Genomic DNA, 18,056 nt, shown 5'->3' on the forward strand with positions numbered 1-18,056 from the left:
AGAACACCCGACAGCCCCCGGAGGTTTCATCGCGCCCTCAGAGCCTGCGGGCGGCGGCCTCGACCGAGGGCTTTAAGCCGCCGCCGCCAGCCTCGATGTAGCTCAGCAGCTGCGCGCGCATCCGCGGCTCCCAGAAATCCGAGAGATGGCCGGCGATCTTCTCGGCGGGATCGCCGGGCTGGCTGTCGAAGAAGGTGGCGATCTGGTTGGCCATGGCGACCATTTTCTCAGGCGACATCAGGAACCTCTGACGGGATTCTGTGAGAGTGGGTGAAGACATCGAAGCTGCCTTGGCGCGCGAAGGCGGCGACGGTGATGCCGGCACTGTCGGCCAGCCGCAACGCATGGGCAGTCGGCGCCGAGACCGCGATGAGGATGCCGGCCCCGGCCATCGCGCATTTCTGCACCATGTCCATCGAGACGCGGCTCGTCAGCACGAAAGCGCCGCCCGAGGCCGCGATCCCCTGCCGCGCCATCGCCCCGATCAGCTTGTCGAGCGCGTTGTGCCGCCCGACATCCTCGCGCGCCAGCACGACACCCCGGCCGGGCAGCAGGAAGCCCGCGGCATGGACCGCGCGGGACCGGTCGTGCAGCGGCTGCCAGACGCGCAGCGCCTCGGTCGCGTGGATGACCTGCCCTGCCTCGAGCACCGGGCCGGCGGGCGCGCGGTTCGGCAGCGCCCGAAGCACCTCGTCGAGGCTGTCGATGCCGCAGAGCCCGCAACCGACCGGGCCGGCCATGAAGCGGCGGCGCGCGGCCAGCGCCTCGGCGCGGTCCTCCTCGAGCCACATCTGCGCCTCGATCCCGCTCGGATGGGGCAGAACCTCCAGCCGCCTGATCTGCTCGGGCCGCGCCACGATCCCCTCGGTCAGCGAGAAGCCGACGGCGAAATCCTCCAGATCGCAGGGCGAGGCCATCATCACCGCCTGCGTCGAGCCGCCATAGACCAGCGCCACCGGCACCTCCTCGGCCAGTTCGCGCGTGACGGCGACATGGCTGCCCGGCCGGTGGTGACCGGCCGGGACCGCGATCACGGGCGGCGGCAGGCTCATTCCGCGGCCGGCAGGATCCGGCGCGCCTGCACGGCCTGTGCGGCATATTCCTCCTGCCAGTGGGACGGCCCGTTCGAGGGCGTGACCTGCACCGCCGTCACCTTGTATTCCGGGCAGTTCGTCGCCCAGTCCGAGAAGTCGGTGGTGACGACGTTGGCCTGCGTCGCCGGGTGGTGGAAGGTCGTGTAGACGACGCCGGGCGAGACCCGGTCCGTGATCCTGACCCGCAGCGTCGTCTCGCCCGCCCGGCTGGCGAGGCGCACCCAGTCCCCCTCGGTGACGCCCCGGTTCTCGGCGTCATGGGGGTGCATCTCCAGAAGGTCCTCGGGATGCCAGACCACGTTCTCGGTCCGCCGCGTCTGCGCGCCGACATTGTATTGCGACAGGATCCGGCCCGTCGTCAGCAGCAGCGGGAAGCGCGGCCCCGTGCGCTCGTCGGTCGCGACATATTCGGTGATGATGAAATGGCCGCGGCCCGAGCGGAAGCCGTCCACATGCATCAAGGGCGTGCCCTCGGGCGCGCTCTCGTCGCAGGGCCATTGCACCGAGCCCAGAACCTCCAGCCGCTCGTAGCTGACGCCCGCAAAGCTGGGGGTGGTGGCGGCGATCTCGTCCATGATCTGCGAGGGATGGGTGTAGTGCCAGCCCGGCCGCCCCTGCGCCTTCAGAAGCGCATTGGCCAGCATCTGCGTGACCTCCCAGTCCTCGAAGCCGTTGCGCGGCGCCATCACGCGGCGGACGCGGTTGATGCGCCGTTCGGCATTCGTGAAGGTGCCGTCCTTCTCGAGGAAGGTCGAGCCCGGCAGGAAGACATGGGCGTAGTTCGCCGTCTCGTTCAGGAACAGGTCATGGACGATCACGCATTCCATCGACCGAAGGCCGGCCGCGACGTGATGCGTGTCGGGGTCCGACTGCAGGATGTCCTCGCCCTGGCAATAGAGGCCCTTGAACGTCCCCTCGACCGCCGCATCCAGCATGTTCGGGATGCGCAGGCCCGGCTCGGGGTCGATCTCGACGCCCCAGGCCTGTTCGAAGATCGCGCGCACGTCGGGCAGCTTCACGTGGCGATAGCCCGGCAGCTCGTGCGGGAAGCTGCCCATGTCGCAGGCCCCCTGCACGTTGTTCTGCCCGCGCAGCGGGTTCACCCCCACGCCCGGCCGGCCGATGTTGCCGGTCAGCATCGCGAGATTCGCGATGGCCATGACAGTGGTCGAGCCCTGGCTGTGCTCGGTCACGCCGAGGCCGTAATAGATCGCCCCGTTCCCGCCCGTCGCGAAGAGGCGTGCCGCAGCGCGCAGCTCGGCCGCGGGCACGCCGGTCAGCATCTCGGTCGCCTCGGGGGCGTGGCGCGGGTCGCGGATGAATTCGGCATAGTGCTGGAACTCGTCCCAATCGCAGCGCTCGCGGATATAGGCCTCGTCCATCAGCCCTTCGGTCACGATGACATGGGCCATCGCGCTGACCACGGCGACGTTGGTGCCGGGCCGCAGGGGCAGGTGATGGGCGGCCTCGACATGGGCCGAGCGTACGATGTCGGTGCGGCGCGGGTCCACGACGATGAGTTTCGCGCCCTGGCGCAGTCGCTTCTTGAGGCGGCTGGCAAAGACCGGGTGCCCGTCCGTCGGGTTGGCGCCGATGATCAGCACCACGTCCGTCTCCTCGACGCTGTCGAAGTCCTGCGTGCCGGCCGAGGTGCCGAAGGTCTTGCCGAGGCCGTAGCCGGTGGGCGAGTGGCAGACGCGGGCGCAGGTGTCGGTGTTGTTGTTGCCGAAGACAGCGCGGGTCAGCTTCTGGACGAGGTAGGTCTCCTCGTTCGTGCAGCGCGACGAGGTGATGACCCCGACCGAGCGGCGGCCGTGCTTCTCCTGGATCGCCTGCATGCGGCCAGCGGCAAAGGTCAGCGCTTCGTCCCATTCGACCTCGCGCCAGGGGTCCTCGATCCGCTCGCGGATCATCGGCTTCAGGATGCGGTCCTTGTGGGCGGCATAGCCATAGGCGAAGCGGCCCTTGACGCAGCTGTGGCCGCGGTTGGCCTTGCCGTGCTTCCACGGGACCATGCGGACCAGCTGGTCGCCGTTCAGCTCGGCCTTGAAGCTGCAGCCGACGCCGCAATAGGCGCAGGTGGTGATGACCGAGCGCGTGGGCGTGCCAAGCTCGGCCACGGACTTCTCCTGCAGCGTGGCGGTCGGACAGGCCTGCACGCAGGCGCCGCAGCTGACGCAGTCCGAGGTCAGGAAGTCGTCCGCCCCTGCCCCGGCCTTGACGCGGCTGTCGAAGCCCCGCCCCTCGATCGTCAGCGCGAAGGTGCCCTGCACCTCTTCGCAGGCGCGCACGCAGCGCGAGCAGACGATGCACTTGCTGGGGTCGTAGGAGAAATAGGGGTTGCTGTCGTCCTTGGGGATGTATTGCGCATTGCCCGGTCCGGCTTGCAGCTTGGCCTCGGACTGGCTGCGGGCGCCGATGCCCTTGGGGTCGAAATGGTTGGCGCCCGGCGTGTAGCGCACGTCGCGCAGACCCACCTGCCCCGCCGCGTCCTGCAATTCGCAATCGCCATTGGCCGCGCAGGTCAGGCAGTCCAGCGGGTGGTCGCTGATGTAAAGCTCCATCACCCCGCGGCGGATGCGGCGGACCTTCTCGGACTGGGTGCGGACGATCATGCCCTCGGCCACCGGGGTGGTGCAGGAAGCGGGCGTGCCGCGCCGCCCCTCGATCTCGACGACGCAGAGGCGGCAGGAGCCGAAGGCCTCCATGTTGTCGCTGGCACACAGCTTCGGGACGCTGATGCCCGCGAGGTAGGAGGCGCGCATGACCGAGGTGCCCTCGGGGACCGTGACCGCGACCCCGTCCACCGTCAGCGAGACCGGCGCGCCGTGGCGGGCCGGGGTGCCGAGGTCGCGGTCGTCGGTGATATCCTCGCCGGGGCGGTGCGTGGGGATGATGAAGTCCTTCATTCCGCTGCCTCTTTCTGGGTCGCGAAGTCGTCCGGGAACTGCGTCAGCGCGGACATGACCGGATAGGGGGTGAAGCCGCCGAGCGCGCAGAGCGAGCCGTCCTTCATCGTCTCGCAAAGGTCGGTCAGCAGGGGGATGGCGCTCGCGTCGCCGGCAGCGATGCGGTCGATCGTCTCGACCCCGCGCACCGCGCCGATCCGGCAGGGGGTGCATTTGCCGCAGCTTTCCACGGCGCAGAACTCCATCGCGAAGCGCGCCATCTGCAGCATGTCGGCGCTGTCGTCGAAGACCACGAGCCCGGCATGGCCAATGAGCCCGCCCGCCGCGTCGAAATCCTCATAGCCGAGAGGGGTGTCGAACTTGTGGACCGGCATGTAGGCGCCGAGCGGCCCGCCGACCTGCACCGCCTTCACCGGGGGTCCGGTCGCCGTGCCGCCCGCGATGTCGTTCACCACCTCGCCAAGCGACATGCCGAAGGCGGTCTCGAACAGCCCGCCGCGTGCCACGTTCCCGGCGATCTGCAGCGTCACCGTCCCGCGCGACCGGCCGAGGCCGAAATCGGCATAGGCTTGCGCGCCCTTCTCGAAGATCACCGGGACCGTGGCCAGCGAGATCACGTTGTTGACCACCGTCGGCTTGCCGAGGAAGCCCTCCAGCGCCGGCAGCGGAGGTTTCGCGCGCACCGTGCCGCGCTTGCCCTCGAGGCTGTTCAGAAGGCTGGTTTCCTCGCCGCAGACATAGGCGCCGGCGCCCTTGCGGATCTGCATGTCGAAGGCGCGGCCGCTGCCCAGAACGTCTGGGCCCAGCAGCCCGCGCTGGCGGGCGATCTTCATCGCCGCCTCCATCACCCGGATCGCATCGGGATACTCGCTGCGGAGGTAGACATAGCCGCGCGTCGCCCCGACGCCGAGGCCGGCAATCGCCATGCCCTCGATCAGGGTGAACGGGTCGCCCTCCATGATCATCCGGTCGGCGAAAGTGCCGCTGTCGCCCTCGTCGGCGTTGCAGACGATGTATTTCTGGTCCGCGGCGGCATTCGCCACGGTCTGCCACTTGATGCCGGTCGGGAATCCCGCGCCGCCCCGACCACGCAGCCCGCTGGCGGTGACCTCGGCGACGATGCCGCCCGGTTCCATCGCGATGGCGCGGCGCAGGCCGGCGAGGCCGCCATGGGCCTCGTAATCATCGAGGTCCAGCGGGTCGATCAGCCCGCAGCGGGCGAAGGTCAGCCGGGTCTGGCGGGCGAAGAAGGGGATTCGCTCGACCGGGCCGAGCGTCTCGAAGCCGCCATCCAGCAGCGCCGGCACATCCTCGGGCGTCACGGGCCCGTAAGCGAGGCGCCGGCCGTCCTTCTCGATCTCGACCAGGGGCTCGAGCCAGACCATCCCGCGGCTGCCGTTGCGGATGAGTTGCACGTCGAGGCCGCGCGCCGCCGCCTCGCGGGCGACCGCCTCGGCCACCGCATCCGCACCGAGGGCCTTGGCGGCGCTGTCCAGGGGAACGAAGATCTTCATGCCCGCACCTCGCGGGCCAGCCGCTCGGCCGTCGCGCGGCCGATCACCCGGTCGCCGATCATGGCGGCGGGCGCGCAGGCGCAAATGCCGAGGCAGTAGACCGGCTCGACCGTCACCGCGCCGTCGGCGGTGGTGCCGTGCCAGTCGACGCCGAGCCGGGCCAGCGTCTCGGCCGCGACACCTGCCCCGCCCATGGACTGGCAGGCCTCGGCCCGGCAGATCTTCAGCACCTGCCGCCCGGCGGGGTGGTCGCGGAAGTCGTGGTAGAAGCTGATCACCCCATGCACCTCGGCCTTGCCGAGGTTGAGGATGTCGGCCAGCACCGGCACCGCCTCCTGCGGAACATGGCCCCAGACCTCCTGCACCCGGTGAAGCATGGGCAGAAGCGGTCCCTCGAGGGAGATGAGGGGGGCCACGACCTCGCGGATCTCGTCCGCGGTCGGGGCTGGCGACTGTTCAAGCATGGCTGGCCTTTCGACGTGCTAGACCGCCATTACACAGGCTGCTCGTTCCGAAATCAATATCGCCGTCCCGTTGGCCGATAGGATTCATCTATCGACCAGCCGCCGCGCCTCGCCCAGAAGCGCGTCCAGCACGGGCGTGTGCGGCTCTCGCCATGGCGCGATGAGGCCCACCTGATAGGCGCCGCCGCGTCCCTCGAGGGCGATCAGGCGCAGCGGCTTGCCCTCGGCCAGGAAGCTCGCGATGCCCTGCGGCAGGATCGTCAGCCAGCCGCCCTCCAGCACATGCGCCGCCAGAACCACGGTCGAGTTCGACTCGACCGCCGCCTGCGTGGTCACGCCCGCCTCGCTGAGCGTGCGGTCGATGATGCGGCGGTTCTGCATGTCCGCCGACAGAAGGCACAGGCGCTGCCCTTCCAGCGCGCTCCAAGGCAGGCGCGTGGCCGCCGCCAGCGGGTGATCCTCGCGTGCCAAGAGCACGTAGCGCTCGTCATAGAGGGGCACGCTGCTGACGCGGCCGAGCGGCTCGTTGTCGAGGTAGCTGATGCCGGCGTCCACATCGAGATCCTCGATCATCTGGAGGATCTCGACCGAGCTCCGCGACAGGATGGTGAAGCCGACATTGGGATGGGCGGCGCCGAAGCGGGCGCTGATCCGCGCGGCCCAGGTCAGCGCCGTCGGGATCACCGCGATCCTCAGCCGCCCCGACAGGCCATGCCGCACCGCCCGCATCTCCTCGCGCAGCTGGCGGCTGTCGCCGACGATGCGCCGCGCCCAGACCAGCGCCGCCTGCCCCTCGGGCGTCAGCCCGCCGAAGCGGCTGCCGCGGAAGATCAGCAGGACGCCCAGCTGCTCTTCCAGCTGCTTGATGCCGGCCGACAACGTGGGCTGCGTGACCCCGAGCGTCTGCGCGGCGCGGCCGAAATGCCGCTCCTTCGCCACGGCCAGGAACATCTCGAGCTTGTCGATCATCGCGGCATCAGGCCCCGCCGCCGCACGGGCGTCAAGCCGCCGTCTTTACTTGTATGGAAGTTCGCGCTAGCCACGGCTCATGGCCGACGACCCCGCCCCCTTGCCCCTTCCCCGCAGCGCCTCCACGGCGCAGCAGGTGCATGACTGGCTTTACAGCTGCGTCCTGCGCGGCGATCTGCTGCCCGGCCAGCGGCTGTCGGAAACCGAAATCGCGGCGCGCGTGGGGCTCTCGCGCCAGCCGGTGCGCGAGGCCTTCATCCGGCTGGCCGAGAACGGCCTCGCCGAGATCCGCCCGCAGCGCGGCACCTATATCGGCCGCATCTCGATGCGCGCCGTCCTGTCGGCCCGGCTGATCCGCGAGGCCGTCGAGAGCGACCTGGCGCGCCGTGTGGCCGGGCTGCGGCCGGACCTGTCGGCCCTGCACGCGCAGATCGCCGCGCAGCAGATGGCCCACGCGGCGGAGGACGTGCCCGCCTTCATCGAGGCCGACGACCGTTTCCACGCCGCGATGGCCGAGGCCGCCGGCGCGCCGGAGGTCTGGCAGGACCTGGATCGGCTAAAGGCGCAGATGAACCGCCTGCGCCACTTGTCGATGCGCGTCTTCGACCGGGCCGCGACCATGGCCCAGCACCGCGCGATCCTGGAAGCGCTGGAGGCGGGCGATGCGGGCGCCGCCGAGGCGGCCGTGCGGGCGCATCTTCGCCAGATGCTGGACGAGCTGCCGCAGATGGCGGCGGCGCATCCCGCGTATTTCACCGACTGATCCGGAAGGCAGGCCTCATGAACCGCATCCTCTGCATCGGCGAAGCCATGGTCGAGCTGTCCCAGGCCCCGCAACAAGGCCTCTGGCGGCTTGGCATCGCGGGCGACACGCTGAACACCGCCTGGTACCTGCGCCGCCTGCTGCCGGCAGACTGGCAGGTCGGCTACATGACGCGGGTCGGCACGGGCGAGTTCTCGCAGAAGGCGCTGGACTTCATGGCAGCCGAAGGGCTCGACACGCGCCACATCGTGCGCGAGGCGGATCGCGAGATCGGCCTCTATGCGATCAACCTCAAGGACGGCGAGCGCAGCTTCTCCTACTGGCGCGAGACCTCGGCGGCCCGGCGGCTGGCCGATGACGAGGCGCCGCTGGCGGAGGCGCTTGGCGGCTGCGGCGTCGCCTACTTCTCCGGAATCACACTGGCGATCCTGCCGCCCGAGGGACGCGCCCGCCTGCTGGCGGCGCTGGCGAGGGCGCGGGCGGCCGGCACGGTGGTCGTGTTCGACACGAACCTGCGCCCGAGGCTCTGGTCCGACACGGCCACAATGTGCCGCGAGATCGAGGCCGCGGCGGCGGGTGCGGATCTCGTCCTGCCCAGCTTCGACGACGAGCGGACGCATTTCGCGGACGCATCGCCCGAGGACACGGCGGCGCGCTACCTGCGCGGCGGCGCGGCTCAGGTCGTCGTCAAGAACGGCGGCGGCGCAATCCATTTCGCGGGCCGGGACGGCAGCGGCTGTGTCGACGACCTCCCTCCGGAGACGCCCGTGGACACGACCGCCGCCGGCGACAGCTTCAACGCCGGGTACCTGGCGGCCCGGCTGAAGGGCGCGAAGTGCGAGGCCGCGATCCGCGCCGGTCACGACCTCAGCCGGCGCGTGATCCGGCATCCGGGGGCTCTGGTGCGCGAGGCGCTGGCCTGACGGGCAGCCCGCCGCTCAGGCGGCCTCGACCAGATCGACGGTGACGAAGGGCCGGATGGTGACGCGCCCCGCCTCGAAGATGCAGAAGCTGTCCGGCGGCACCTCCAGCCAGTCGCCCTGGTCCGTCTCAAGCGGCTCGGAGACGACCGCCCAGCCCTGACGCGTGTCGGACCAGCGGTGGTAGAGCGAGGGCGCGTGGTCGTCGCTGGCGTGGCGCAGCGCATAGAGCCGCTGCCCGTCCGAGAAGGCGCAGGTCGCGCGCACATGCGGCGCGCTGCCCCGCCGCAGCGCCAGCCGGGTCATGCGGGCGATGGCGCGGGCCATGGCGCCCTGCGGGTCCTCGTCCAGCCCCTCGCCCAGGGCGATCAGGAACAGCGCCTCGCTGTCCGTCGCGCCCTTGCGATGCTCGTAGAAGGCGTCGGGGATCAGCTGCTCGGCATCGCGGCGATAGGCGTCATAGCCGCCGAACTGGCCGTTATGCATGAAGGACCAGCGCCCGACGGCGAAGGGGTGGCAGTTGTTGCGGCTGGTCGCGGTCCCGGTCGAGGCGCGCACATGCGCCATGAACAGCGGCGAGCGGACCTGGCTGACGATGCTGCGCAGGTTCGGATCGGACCAAGCGGGCAGGATGTCGCGGTAGAGCCCCGGCTCGGGACGCTCGCCGTACCAGGCCAGCCCGAACCCGTCCGCGTTTACCGGCGTGTGGCAGCGCAGCGCCCCCTGCGCCTGCCGGATCAGCGAATGCGCCGGCCGGCTGACGATATCCTCGATGAAGATAGGCTCGCCCGTATAGGCCGCCCAACGGCACATGATGCTGCCCTCGCCTCAGACTGCTTTTGTGTCAGTCCTAGCACAAAGGTATGAAGGCTTCATCTATTCTGTGGGAGGGGGCGTCTCTTCCACGATCACGAGATCGCGCTCGCTCGCCCCTTTGGCATGGGCCAGCGCGGCCTGGTAGGCGCTGCTCTCGTAGCAGGCAATCGCCGCATCGAAGCTGGGAAAGCGCGCGACCACATTGCGCGGCCGCTCGTTCCCCTCCATCTGCCGGAAGCGCCCGCCGCGGGCGAGGAAGACCCCGCCATGCGCGGCGATGGCCGGCCCCGCCTCGGCCGCGTAACGGCCATAGGCGTCGGGGTCGGTGACGGTCACATGGGCAATCCAGAGGGCGGTCATGCGCTTTCCTCGATCATTTTGCGGGCATCGTTGAAGGCAGTCTCGGCGGCTTCCAGGCTGGGCGCCCCGCCCTGCGCACGGTCGGGCCGGCCGCCGCCGCCCTTGCCGCCAAGCGCGGCGGTCGCGGTCTGAACCAGCGCCACCGCGCTGATCCGCCCGGTCAGATCCGGCGTCACCCCGGCCGCGACGGTGGCCTTGCCGCCATCTTCGGCCAGTACAAGCACCACCCCGCTGCCCAGCTGCGCCTTCATCTCGTCGACCAGCGCGCCCAGCTCCTTGCCGCCCACGCCCTCGACCTGGCGGCCGATGAACTTCAGCCCGCCGATCTCCTGCGCCTCGGAGGCGCCGCCGCCGCCCATGGCCAGCTGCCGCTTAAGCTGCGCGACCTCGTTGGCGAGCGCCTTGCGCTCATCGGCCAGCGCGCGCACGCGGTTCACGACCTCCGAGGATTGCGCCTTGAGGATGCCCGCGATCTCACCTAGCTTCCGGTCCGCCTCGCGCAGATGGTCCAGCGCGGCCTGCCCCGTCAGCGCCTCGATCCGCCGCACCCCAGCGCTGGAGGCGCTGTCGCCCAGAATCGCAAAGGCCCCGATCTCGCCTGTCCGGCCGACATGCGTGCCGCCGCACAGCTCAAGCGAATAGGTCGCCTTGTCGGCGCCCTTGCCGCTACCGTCCTGCCGGCCCATCGAAACGACCCGCACCTCGTCGCCATACTTCTCGCCGAACAGCGCCTGCGCCCCAAGCGCGCGCGCATCGTCCGGCGTCATGATCCGCGTCTCGACCGTGCTGTTCTGGCGGATATAGCCGTTCACCTCGGCCTCGATCGCCGACAGCTCCTCGGCCGTGACGGCATGGTTGTGGCTGAAGTCGAAGCGCAGCCGGTCGGGCGCGTTGAGGCTGCCCCGCTGCGCGACGTGATCGCCAAGCGCGTGCCGCAGCGCCTCGTGCAGAAGGTGCGTCGCCGAGTGGTTCGCCCGGATCGCCCCGCGCCGCGCGTGATCCACCGCCAGCTGCGCGCCCTGCCCGCGCTGGATCTGGCCCTCGGTGACCTCGGCGATGTGGATGAAGACCCCCGCGACCTTCTTCGTGTCGGTCACCCGCGCCAGCCCCGTCTCGGTGCGGATCGAACCCGTGTCCCCGACCTGCCCGCCGCTTTCGGCATAGAAGGGCGACTGGTTCACCACGATGCTGACCTTGGTGCCGGCCCCTGCCTCGCCCGCATCCGCGCCATCGACGACCAGCGCCAAGACCTGGCCTTCGGCCTCCTCGGTGTCATAGCCGAGGAACTCGGTCGCGCCGTGCTTCTCGGCCAGCTCGAACCAGATCGTCGCGTCCGCCGCCTCGCCCGAGCCGGACCAGGCCGCCCGCGCCATCCGCTTCTGCTCGGCCATGGCCGCGTCGAAGCCGGCCGTGTCCACGCCCCGGCCCTTCTCGCGCAGCGCATCCTGCGTCAGGTCCAGCGGGAAGCCGTAGGTGTCGTAAAGCTTGAACGCCGCCTCTCCCGGCAGATCGCTGCCGTCGGGCAGGCCCGACAGCTCGTCCTCCAGCAGCCGCAGCCCGCGGTCCAACGTCTGGCGAAAGCGCGTCTCCTCGCTGCGCAGCGTCTCCTCGATCATCGCCTGCGCCCGGGTCAGTTCAGGGTATGCCGTCCCCATCTGCCGCACCAGCGCCGGCACCAGCTTGTGCATCACCGGATCCTGCGCCCCCAGCATATGCGTATGCCGCATCGCGCGCCGCATGATCCGCCGCAGCACGTAACCACGCCCCTCGTTGCTGGGCATCACCCCGTCCGCGATCAGGAAGCTGGTCGAGCGCAGGTGATCCGCGATCACCCGGTGATGCACCTTGTGCGGCCCATCGGGATCGGCGCTGGTCGCATGCGCGCTGGCCTCGATCAGCGACCGCATGAGGTCCGTGTCATAGTTGTCGTGCTTGCCCTGCAAGAGCGCGCCGATCCGCTCCAGCCCCATGCCGGTGTCGATAGACTGCATGTCCAGCGCCCGCATCGAGCCGTCCTCGAACTGCTCGTTCTGCATGAAGACAAGGTTCCAGATCTCGATGAAGCGGTCGCCATCCTCCTCGGCACTGCCCGGAGGGCCGCCCCAGATCTTGTCGCCATGATCGAAGAAGATCTCGGTGCAGGGCCCGCAGGGGCCGGTCGGGCCCATCTGCCAGAAGTTGTCGCTGGTCGGGATCCGAATGATGCGGTCATCCGACAGCCCCGCGACCTTCTTCCAGATCTCGGCCGCCTCGTCATCGGTATGATAGACGGTGACCAGCAGCCGGTCCCTCGGAATGTCGAAATCGCGGGTCAGCAGTTCCCAAGCGAAGGGAATCGCCTCGGTCTTGAAGTAATCGCCGAAGCTGAAATTGCCCAGCATCTCAAAAAAGGTATGGTGCCGCGCCGTGTAGCCGACATTGTCCAGGTCGTTGTGCTTGCCGCCTGCGCGGACGCATTTCTGCGCCGTCGTCGCACGGTTGTAGTCGCGCGTCTCGACGCCGGTGAACAGATTCTTGAACTGCACCATGCCCGAGTTGGTGAACATCAGCGTCGGGTCGTTGCGCGGCACCAGCGGGCTGCTCTCGACGACGCGGTGGCCGTTCTTCTCGAAGTAACCAAGGAAAGTCGAGCGGATGTCGTTCAGGCTGGGCATGTCGGGCCTTCGTCGCAAGAGTGCCATCTCCGGCCGGGCCGGGCTGCCCGATGGTTTACGCGCGCCCCGCCGCACTGTCCAGCAATCCGCCGCGCCCCATCTTCTGTGCCGAAATATCCCGGGGAGGCCGCGCCCGCGGCCGGGGCGGAGCCCCCAGGAAAAGGAAACGCGCGGAGGCTCCGCCTCCGCGCTCATTTCTCTTACCGCCCGCGGGCAGGATCATTCCTCGGTCAGCGCCTCGTCCTCGCCGCCCGCGACCGCGAATTCCAGCCCGTGGCTCGCCCGGATTTTGTCCTCGATCGCCATGGCCACGTCCTGCCGGTCGCGCAGGAACTGCTTGGCGTTCTCGCGCCCCTGGCCGATCCGCTCGTCGCCATAGGAATACCAGGCGCCCGACTTTTCGACGACGCCCGCCTTGACCCCGAGGTCGATCAGCTCGCCGACCTTGCTGATGCCCTCGCCGTACATGATGTCGAACTCGACCTGCCGGAACGGGGGCGCGACCTTGTTCTTGACGACCTTCACCCGCGTCGCGTTGCCGATGACCTCGTCGCGGTCCTTCACCGCGCCCGTGCGGCGGATGTCCAGACGCACCGAGGCATAGAACTTCAGCGCGTTGCCGCCCGTCGTCGTCTCGGGGTTGCCGAACATCACGCCGATCTTCATGCGGATCTGGTTGATGAAGATCACCATGCAGTTGCTGCGCCCGATCGAGGCGGTCAGCTTGCGCATGGCTTGGCTCATCAGCCGGGCCTGGCTGCCCATCTGCATGTCGCCCATGTCGCCCTCGATCTCGGATTTCGGCGTCAGCGCCGCCACCGAGTCGACGACGACCAAGCTCACCGCGCCCGAGCGAACCAGCGTGTCCACGATCTCCAGCGCCTGCTCGCCCGTGTCGGGCTGGCTGATCAGCAACTCGTCCAGGTTCACGCCCAGCTTGCGCGCATATTGCGGGTCCAGCGCATGCTCGGCATCGACGAAGGCGCAGACGCCGCCCTTCTTCTGCTCCTCGGCCACGACATGCAGCGTTAGCGTCGTCTTGCCCGAGCTTTCCGGCCCGAAGATCTCGATGATGCGGCCCTTCGGAAGCCCGCCGATCCCAAGCGCGATGTCGAGGCCGAGCGAGCCAGTCGAGGTCGCCTCGATCTCGGCCACCGGGTTGTCCTTGCCCAGCTTCATGATCGAGCCCTTGCCGAACTGCCGCTCGATCTGCGCCAGGGCGCTGTCGAGGGCCTTCTGCTTGTCCGCCGCGCGTTTGTCCGTCATGTCGAAGATGCTCGCCTGTGCCATGTGCTTTCCCGTTATTGTTTCACAGCAGGCCGCCCGGGGCAATCGACGCGGCGCTGCAAGTGTTCCTGCCTTGTTCTCACCTAGATGCGCCATGACGGGCCGCTTTTCAAGAAGCTTCACCACCCTGCGCGAATCATCTTCGTCCAGCTTTCTCGCCCTCCGGTTAAGAATTCGTTTACTTGCTCGCCCGCGGCCTCTATCCAGCCTCCTGCGACGGCGGCAGGACGGGTCATCATGCTGATTTTCTGGGACGAGGGGCTGGTCTTCCTGGCGACGCCCAAGGCCGGTTCGACGGCGGTCGAGATGGCGCTCGAATCGCTCGCCTCGGCCGCGCTTCTCCGTCCCGCGGCGCTCAAGCACACCAGCATCGGCAGCTATGCCCGTCATGTCGGACCATGGCTGAGCGCGCAGACCGGCCGCAGCTTCACCACCGTCGCGCTGATGCGCGAGCCGGTGGACTGGCTGCGCAGCTGGTATCGCTTCAAGCTGCGCGACGACCAGGACGAGCCGTTCCAGTCGCCCGAGATGGCCAGCTTCCCGGACTTCGCCGCACGCTACGCCGCGCCCGAAGGCCCCGGCCAGCTCGGGATCGGCAGCCAGCGGGCCTTCCTCGTGGACGGTGGCGCGCGGGTGGACCGGATCTTCCGCTACGAGGATATGGACCAGTTCGTGGAATTCCTCGAGAACCGGCTCGACTGCGCCATCGAGCTGCCGCGGATCAACGTGCCCCCGAGCGTGGATGTCCACCTGGAGTCCGAGGCCGAGGCGCGCCTGCGCCTCTGCCTCGCGGAGGACCTCGCTCTCTACTCGAGCCTCTGATCGCCCGTTCTTGTGAGAGCAACGGCACCCCGACCGAACTGCAGGAGCCAGCCCGACACTGGCAGCCAGCTGGCCGCTGCGGCCGCAACGCGCTAGTGCAGTTGCCGCGCGGGCTCCTGCCGCGGCTGCGGCATGTCGCTGCTGGCGAGCCGGTCCTCGACCAGCTGTGCAAGCTCGGCCAGGGTGAAGGGCTTGGAGAGGAAGGCCGAGTTGGCGATTGGCGCCCGGCCCTCGGTGAAGATGTCCTCGGTATAGCCCGACATGAAGATGACGCCGGCCTGAGGGCGGCTCTTGGGGGCCTCGCGCACCCAGCTCGGCCCGTCGAGACCCGGCATCACCACATCCGTCACGAAGAGGTCGATCCGCAGCGCGGGATCGCGCAGGATCTCCAGCGCCGCTTCGGCCGAGTCGGCCTCCAGCACCTCGTAACCCTTGAGCTTGAGGGCACGCGCCGCGAAGGCGCGTACGGGGGCTTCGTCCTCGACCAGAAGGAGGCGCGGCGTCTCGGCCGGTTCCGGACGCGCCGCAGGACGCGGCGCCGCGACGGGCGCGGCCGGCAGGGCCGCGACGGGCTCGGCATGATGGGCCGGGAAGTAGAGCGAGAAGCAGGTCCCCTGCCCCGGCATGCTGTCGCAGAAGATGTAGCCCCCCGTCTGCTTCACGATGCCGTAGGCCGTCGAGAGGCCAAGGCCGGTGCCCTCGCCGGTGCGCTTGGTCGTGAAGAACGGCTCGAAGATCTTCGACAGGATCTCGGGCGGGATGCCGCAGCCCTGGTCGGTGACGGTGATGCGGACGTAGTCCCCCGCCGGCAGCGTGACGCGGTCGCGCGGCAGCGGTGCGTTCAGCCGCTGGTTCTCGGTCCGCACGCAGATCTCGCCGCCCTCGGGCATGGCGTCGCGGGCATTGACGACGAGGTTCATGATCACCTGCTCGAGCTGGCGCTTGTCGGCGCGGATGGGGCGGAGCTTGGGGTCATGGGTGATGCGCAGGCCGATGCGCTCGCCCACCAGGCGGTTGAGCAGATGCGTCAGGTCGGCCAGCGTGTCGCGCAGGTCCAGCGGCTCGAGCTGCAGCGTCTGCTTGCGCGAGAAGGCGAGCAGCTGGCCCACCAGCGCGGCGGCCCGGTTCGCGTTCTGGCTGATCTGGTCGAGATCGGCATAGTCGGGATCGCCTTTGTCGCGGCGCAGCATCAGCAGGTCGCAATGGCCCCGGATCGCGGTGAGCAGGTTGTTGAAGTCATGCGCCACGCCCCCCGCCAGCTGGCCGATGGCCTGCATCTTCTGGCTCTGCACGAACTGCGCCTCGAGCGTCTTCAGGGCGCTGATGTCGGTCAGCACGGCGATCAGCGCGTCGTCCGTCTTGGGGTCCACGGCCAGCGCGACCTGGTAGTGGCGATCCCGGCTTTCCGGGCCGCGCGGGCCGGGCTGGCGCAGGCGCAGCATCTCGGTGCGGGACTCGGCGCGGCCCTCGGCGATTTCGGTGATCCAGTCCGTCAGCGCCCGCCCCGGCCCCTCGAAGAGCGCGCCGAGATGGACATCCTGCGGCTCAAGCTCCAACCGACCGTCGAAGAGCCGGCGGGCGGCGGCGTTCGCTTGGTGAATGCGCCCATCGGTGCCAAGGCGCAGCAGCGGGACAGGCAGCGCCTCGAACTCGTCGCCGGCGCCATCGGCGGCAGCCTCGTCCGCGGATGCGAAGGCAGGCTCTGCCCCCGATGGCAGCAGCGCCCAGATCTGCACCGAGCCGTCGGCCGCGCAGCTGAGGGACAGCGTCTCGCCCTGGTTCAGCGCCAGTTCGGCGGTGCCGACGCGTTCCGCGCGGCGCAGCAGATGCGCCGCCTCGTGTTCGGCATCGGCCCGCAGACGGCCGAGAACGTCGAGGATGGTGCCCGAACTCGCCGCCTGGAAACGCTGGTCGGCGGCCAGGTTCTGAAAGAGGATCCGCCCCTCGTCATCGCAGAGCCAGACCGCCTCGGGCGCGTCTGCCAGCTCGGACCGCAGCGCGGCCACCGCCTTGCGCGTCCGCGCCAGCCGGAGCCGCTGCGACAGAGCCACGGCGCCGCCGAGCAGATACCATGCCAGCGCCACGGTCGCCGCAATCACGGCCGCGGTCCCGTAGCCGCTGGCCGGCACCACCAGCAGCAGCACCGACCCCACAACCATCGGCAGGACCAGCAGCGGCACCGCCGCAACCGCCCCGCGCGGCAACCCGATCTGTTCGTCCCAATGTGCCATCCGATTCGCCTTTCTGGCCAAGACCTCACGCGCAGATTGCAGACTGCCGGTTAATCCTGGGTTAAGGCGGGGGCGGCGGTTCATGGCTGGCGTTGCAGAAGCGCCAGGAAGAAGCCGTCGCTGGCTTCGAGCGGCGTCCAGAGCCGCCTGTCGCGCAGGGCGAAGCCGGGGATGCGGTGCAGGAAGGTCTCGATCTGCCGGTCGTTCTCGTCGGCAAGAACCGAGCAGGTCATGTAGGCGAGGTGCCCGCCCGGCGCCACGCGCGGCGCCGCCGCGTCGAGGATGCGGGCCTGAAGCTCCAGCAGCTCAGCCAGGGCAGCGGGCGTCAGGCGCCACTTTGCGTCGGGATTGCGCCGCCAGGTTCCGCTGCCCGAGCAGGGCACGTCGGTCACGACCAGCTCGAAGGCGCCCTTCGGTCGTGGCATCAGCTGGATCGCGGCCCCCGCGCGGGCGGCGCGGGCAGGCAGATCTGCCATGCGCTGCGCCAGCGCGTCATGGGCGAAGATGCGCGCCGCCGGCTCTCTCGCCGCGAGGGCGAGCGACTTGCCACCCCCACCCGCGCAGTAGTCCAGCACGCGGGCGCCCGGGGACAACGTCGGCACGGCCGAGGCCAGTTGGGCCGAGAGGTCCTGCAACTCGACCAGCCCGTCGCGATACGCCACCGAGCGCGACAGCCGGCGCTCGCCTTCGGTGACGCGCAAGGCCGAAGGAAGAAGTGGAGAGACTTCGGTAGCGATCCCCTCGGCGGCCAGCGCGGCAGCAGCGGCGTCCGGCGCCCCTCGGGCGATGTTGACCCGCAGCCAGACGGGCGCGCGCGCGCGCATCGCATGGGCCACCTCGGCCGCCGCGGGACCGAGCGAGGCCTGCCAGAGCGGCCGCAGCCAGTCCGGCAGATCGTCCGGCAGGATGCAGGGTGCAGTCGCGGCCCGCTCGGCCTCGCTGAGCGGCGCCGGGGCGTGGCCCTCGCCGGTGAAGAGCCGAGCGGGGTCCTCGCCCAACGCCCGGAGCGTGCCAAGAACGAGGCCGCGGCCGCTGAGCGCGCCGCCGAGCGCCGCCAGAGAATCCCGTTGCCGCAGCGCGTCGAAGACCAGGTCCCGGACGGCGGCGCGATCGCCCGAGCCGGCGAAGCGGCTGGCGCGGGACCAGCGCAGCAGCGCCTGCTCGGCCGGCGCGCCCGCCAGAACCCGGTCGAGCACCTCGATGGCCGCGGCGAGCCGTGCGCCCGGCGTCATCCTGCTGCCCCTCTGCCTGTT

Annotated in this window: 15 protein-coding genes; 3 read left to right on the forward strand and 12 right to left on the reverse strand. The window is 69.7% G+C overall.

The window, feature by feature from the left end:
* Positions 1 to 37: 37 nt before the first annotated feature.
* The 6 genes from BLP73_RS07465 to BLP73_RS07490 form a co-directional block, all read right to left on the reverse strand.
* A complete protein-coding gene (locus BLP73_RS07465) occupies positions 38 to 238 on the reverse strand; it encodes a formate dehydrogenase subunit delta (RefSeq protein WP_090741908.1) in 201 nt (66 codons plus the stop codon).
* Positions 228 to 1,052 (reverse strand): formate dehydrogenase accessory sulfurtransferase FdhD, encoded by an 825-nt coding sequence (fdhD, locus tag BLP73_RS07470; RefSeq protein WP_090741910.1) that lies wholly within the window; start codon positions 1,050 to 1,052, stop codon positions 228 to 230. The genes BLP73_RS07465 and fdhD overlap by 11 nt, the downstream gene beginning before the upstream one ends.
* A complete protein-coding gene (gene fdhF, locus BLP73_RS07475) occupies positions 1,049 to 4,003 on the reverse strand; it encodes a formate dehydrogenase subunit alpha (protein WP_090741912.1) in 2,955 nt (984 codons plus the stop codon). Before fdhF ends, fdhD begins: the two co-directional genes overlap by 4 nt.
* Positions 4,000 to 5,517: a formate dehydrogenase beta subunit gene (locus BLP73_RS07480; protein WP_090741914.1), complete on the reverse strand. Its 1,518-nt coding sequence runs from the start codon at positions 5,515 to 5,517 to the stop codon at positions 4,000 to 4,002. The genes fdhF and BLP73_RS07480 overlap by 4 nt, the downstream gene beginning before the upstream one ends.
* Positions 5,514 to 5,981: a formate dehydrogenase subunit gamma gene (locus BLP73_RS07485; protein WP_090741916.1), complete on the reverse strand. Its 468-nt coding sequence runs from the start codon at positions 5,979 to 5,981 to the stop codon at positions 5,514 to 5,516. Before BLP73_RS07485 ends, BLP73_RS07480 begins: the two co-directional genes overlap by 4 nt.
* 84 nt (positions 5,982 to 6,065) lie before the next feature.
* Complete coding sequence (locus tag BLP73_RS07490; protein WP_090741918.1) at positions 6,066 to 6,950, reverse strand: LysR family transcriptional regulator; 885 nt, start codon at positions 6,948 to 6,950, stop codon at positions 6,066 to 6,068.
* A gap of 79 nt (positions 6,951 to 7,029) precedes the next feature.
* Here BLP73_RS07490 and BLP73_RS07495 point away from each other — a divergent pair, with 79 nt between their 5' ends.
* Complete coding sequence (locus BLP73_RS07495) at positions 7,030 to 7,713, forward strand: GntR family transcriptional regulator (protein ID WP_090741920.1); 684 nt, start codon at positions 7,030 to 7,032, stop codon at positions 7,711 to 7,713.
* A 17-nt stretch (positions 7,714 to 7,730) separates the two neighbouring features.
* Positions 7,731 to 8,636, forward strand: coding sequence for a sugar kinase (locus BLP73_RS07500; protein ID WP_090741923.1), 906 nt, complete (start codon positions 7,731 to 7,733; stop codon positions 8,634 to 8,636).
* A 15-nt stretch (positions 8,637 to 8,651) separates the two neighbouring features.
* Here the strand turns inward: BLP73_RS07500 and BLP73_RS07505 are convergent, their stop codons facing one another.
* The 4 genes from BLP73_RS07505 to recA form a co-directional block, all read right to left on the reverse strand.
* Positions 8,652 to 9,446: a class II glutamine amidotransferase gene (locus BLP73_RS07505; protein ID WP_090741925.1), complete on the reverse strand. Its 795-nt coding sequence runs from the start codon at positions 9,444 to 9,446 to the stop codon at positions 8,652 to 8,654.
* Between the two features lie 63 nt (positions 9,447 to 9,509).
* Positions 9,510 to 9,809 (reverse strand): DUF1330 domain-containing protein, encoded by a 300-nt coding sequence (locus tag BLP73_RS07510; protein WP_090741927.1) that lies wholly within the window; start codon positions 9,807 to 9,809, stop codon positions 9,510 to 9,512.
* Entirely contained in the window at positions 9,806 to 12,463 is a 2,658-nt protein-coding gene (gene alaS / locus BLP73_RS07515; RefSeq protein WP_090741929.1) for an alanine--tRNA ligase, read from the reverse strand. Before alaS ends, BLP73_RS07510 begins: the two co-directional genes overlap by 4 nt.
* 219 nt (positions 12,464 to 12,682) lie before the next feature.
* Positions 12,683 to 13,753 carry a recombinase RecA gene (gene recA, locus BLP73_RS07520; RefSeq protein ID WP_090741931.1) on the reverse strand — a complete coding sequence of 357 codons (1,071 nt, stop codon included), beginning with the start codon at positions 13,751 to 13,753 and terminating at the stop codon, positions 12,683 to 12,685.
* A gap of 234 nt (positions 13,754 to 13,987) precedes the next feature.
* Between recA and BLP73_RS07525 the strand changes: the two genes are divergently transcribed.
* Complete coding sequence (locus BLP73_RS07525) at positions 13,988 to 14,572, forward strand: hypothetical protein (RefSeq protein ID WP_090741933.1); 585 nt, start codon at positions 13,988 to 13,990, stop codon at positions 14,570 to 14,572.
* A 92-nt stretch (positions 14,573 to 14,664) separates the two neighbouring features.
* Here the strand turns inward: BLP73_RS07525 and BLP73_RS07530 are convergent, their stop codons facing one another.
* The gene (locus BLP73_RS07530) at positions 14,665 to 16,803 is read right to left on the reverse strand and encodes a hybrid sensor histidine kinase/response regulator (protein WP_245686587.1); all 2,139 of its coding nucleotides are present in this window, start codon (positions 16,801 to 16,803) and stop codon (positions 14,665 to 14,667) included.
* A gap of 80 nt (positions 16,804 to 16,883) precedes the next feature.
* A complete protein-coding gene (locus BLP73_RS07535) occupies positions 16,884 to 18,035 on the reverse strand; it encodes an RsmB/NOP family class I SAM-dependent RNA methyltransferase (RefSeq protein ID WP_090741937.1) in 1,152 nt (383 codons plus the stop codon).
* Positions 18,036 to 18,056 lie beyond the last annotated feature (21 nt).

This window comes from Paracoccus tibetensis, from assembly GCF_900102505.1.
GTDB lineage: Bacteria > Pseudomonadota > Alphaproteobacteria > Rhodobacterales > Rhodobacteraceae > Paracoccus > Paracoccus tibetensis.

Excerpts from the sequence above, each read along its gene's own strand:
- BLP73_RS07535 (WP_090741937.1), bottom strand. The coding sequence starts at position 18,035 with ATGACGCCGGGCGCACGGCTCGCCGCGGCCATCGAGGTGCTCGACCGG.
- BLP73_RS07525 (WP_090741933.1), top strand. The coding sequence starts at position 13,988 with ATGCTGATTTTCTGGGACGAGGGGCTGGTCTTCCTGGCGACGCCCAAG.
- BLP73_RS07485 (WP_090741916.1), bottom strand. The coding sequence starts at position 5,981 with ATGCTTGAACAGTCGCCAGCCCCGACCGCGGACGAGATCCGCGAGGTC.
- recA (WP_090741931.1), bottom strand. The coding sequence starts at position 13,753 with ATGGCACAGGCGAGCATCTTCGACATGACGGACAAACGCGCGGCGGAC.
- BLP73_RS07465 (WP_090741908.1), bottom strand. The coding sequence starts at position 238 with ATGTCGCCTGAGAAAATGGTCGCCATGGCCAACCAGATCGCCACCTTC.
- fdhF (WP_090741912.1), bottom strand. The coding sequence starts at position 4,003 with ATGAAGGACTTCATCATCCCCACGCACCGCCCCGGCGAGGATATCACC.
- BLP73_RS07495 (WP_090741920.1), top strand. The coding sequence starts at position 7,030 with ATGGCCGACGACCCCGCCCCCTTGCCCCTTCCCCGCAGCGCCTCCACG.
- BLP73_RS07480 (WP_090741914.1), bottom strand. The coding sequence starts at position 5,517 with ATGAAGATCTTCGTTCCCCTGGACAGCGCCGCCAAGGCCCTCGGTGCG.
- alaS (WP_090741929.1), bottom strand. The coding sequence starts at position 12,463 with ATGCCCAGCCTGAACGACATCCGCTCGACTTTCCTTGGTTACTTCGAG.
- BLP73_RS07500 (WP_090741923.1), top strand. The coding sequence starts at position 7,731 with ATGAACCGCATCCTCTGCATCGGCGAAGCCATGGTCGAGCTGTCCCAG.
- BLP73_RS07490 (WP_090741918.1), bottom strand. The coding sequence starts at position 6,950 with ATGATCGACAAGCTCGAGATGTTCCTGGCCGTGGCGAAGGAGCGGCAT.
- BLP73_RS07510 (WP_090741927.1), bottom strand. The coding sequence starts at position 9,809 with ATGACCGCCCTCTGGATTGCCCATGTGACCGTCACCGACCCCGACGCC.
- BLP73_RS07530 (WP_245686587.1), bottom strand. The coding sequence starts at position 16,803 with ATGGCACATTGGGACGAACAGATCGGGTTGCCGCGCGGGGCGGTTGCG.
- fdhD (WP_090741910.1), bottom strand. The coding sequence starts at position 1,052 with ATGAGCCTGCCGCCGCCCGTGATCGCGGTCCCGGCCGGTCACCACCGG.
- BLP73_RS07505 (WP_090741925.1), bottom strand. The coding sequence starts at position 9,446 with ATGTGCCGTTGGGCGGCCTATACGGGCGAGCCTATCTTCATCGAGGAT.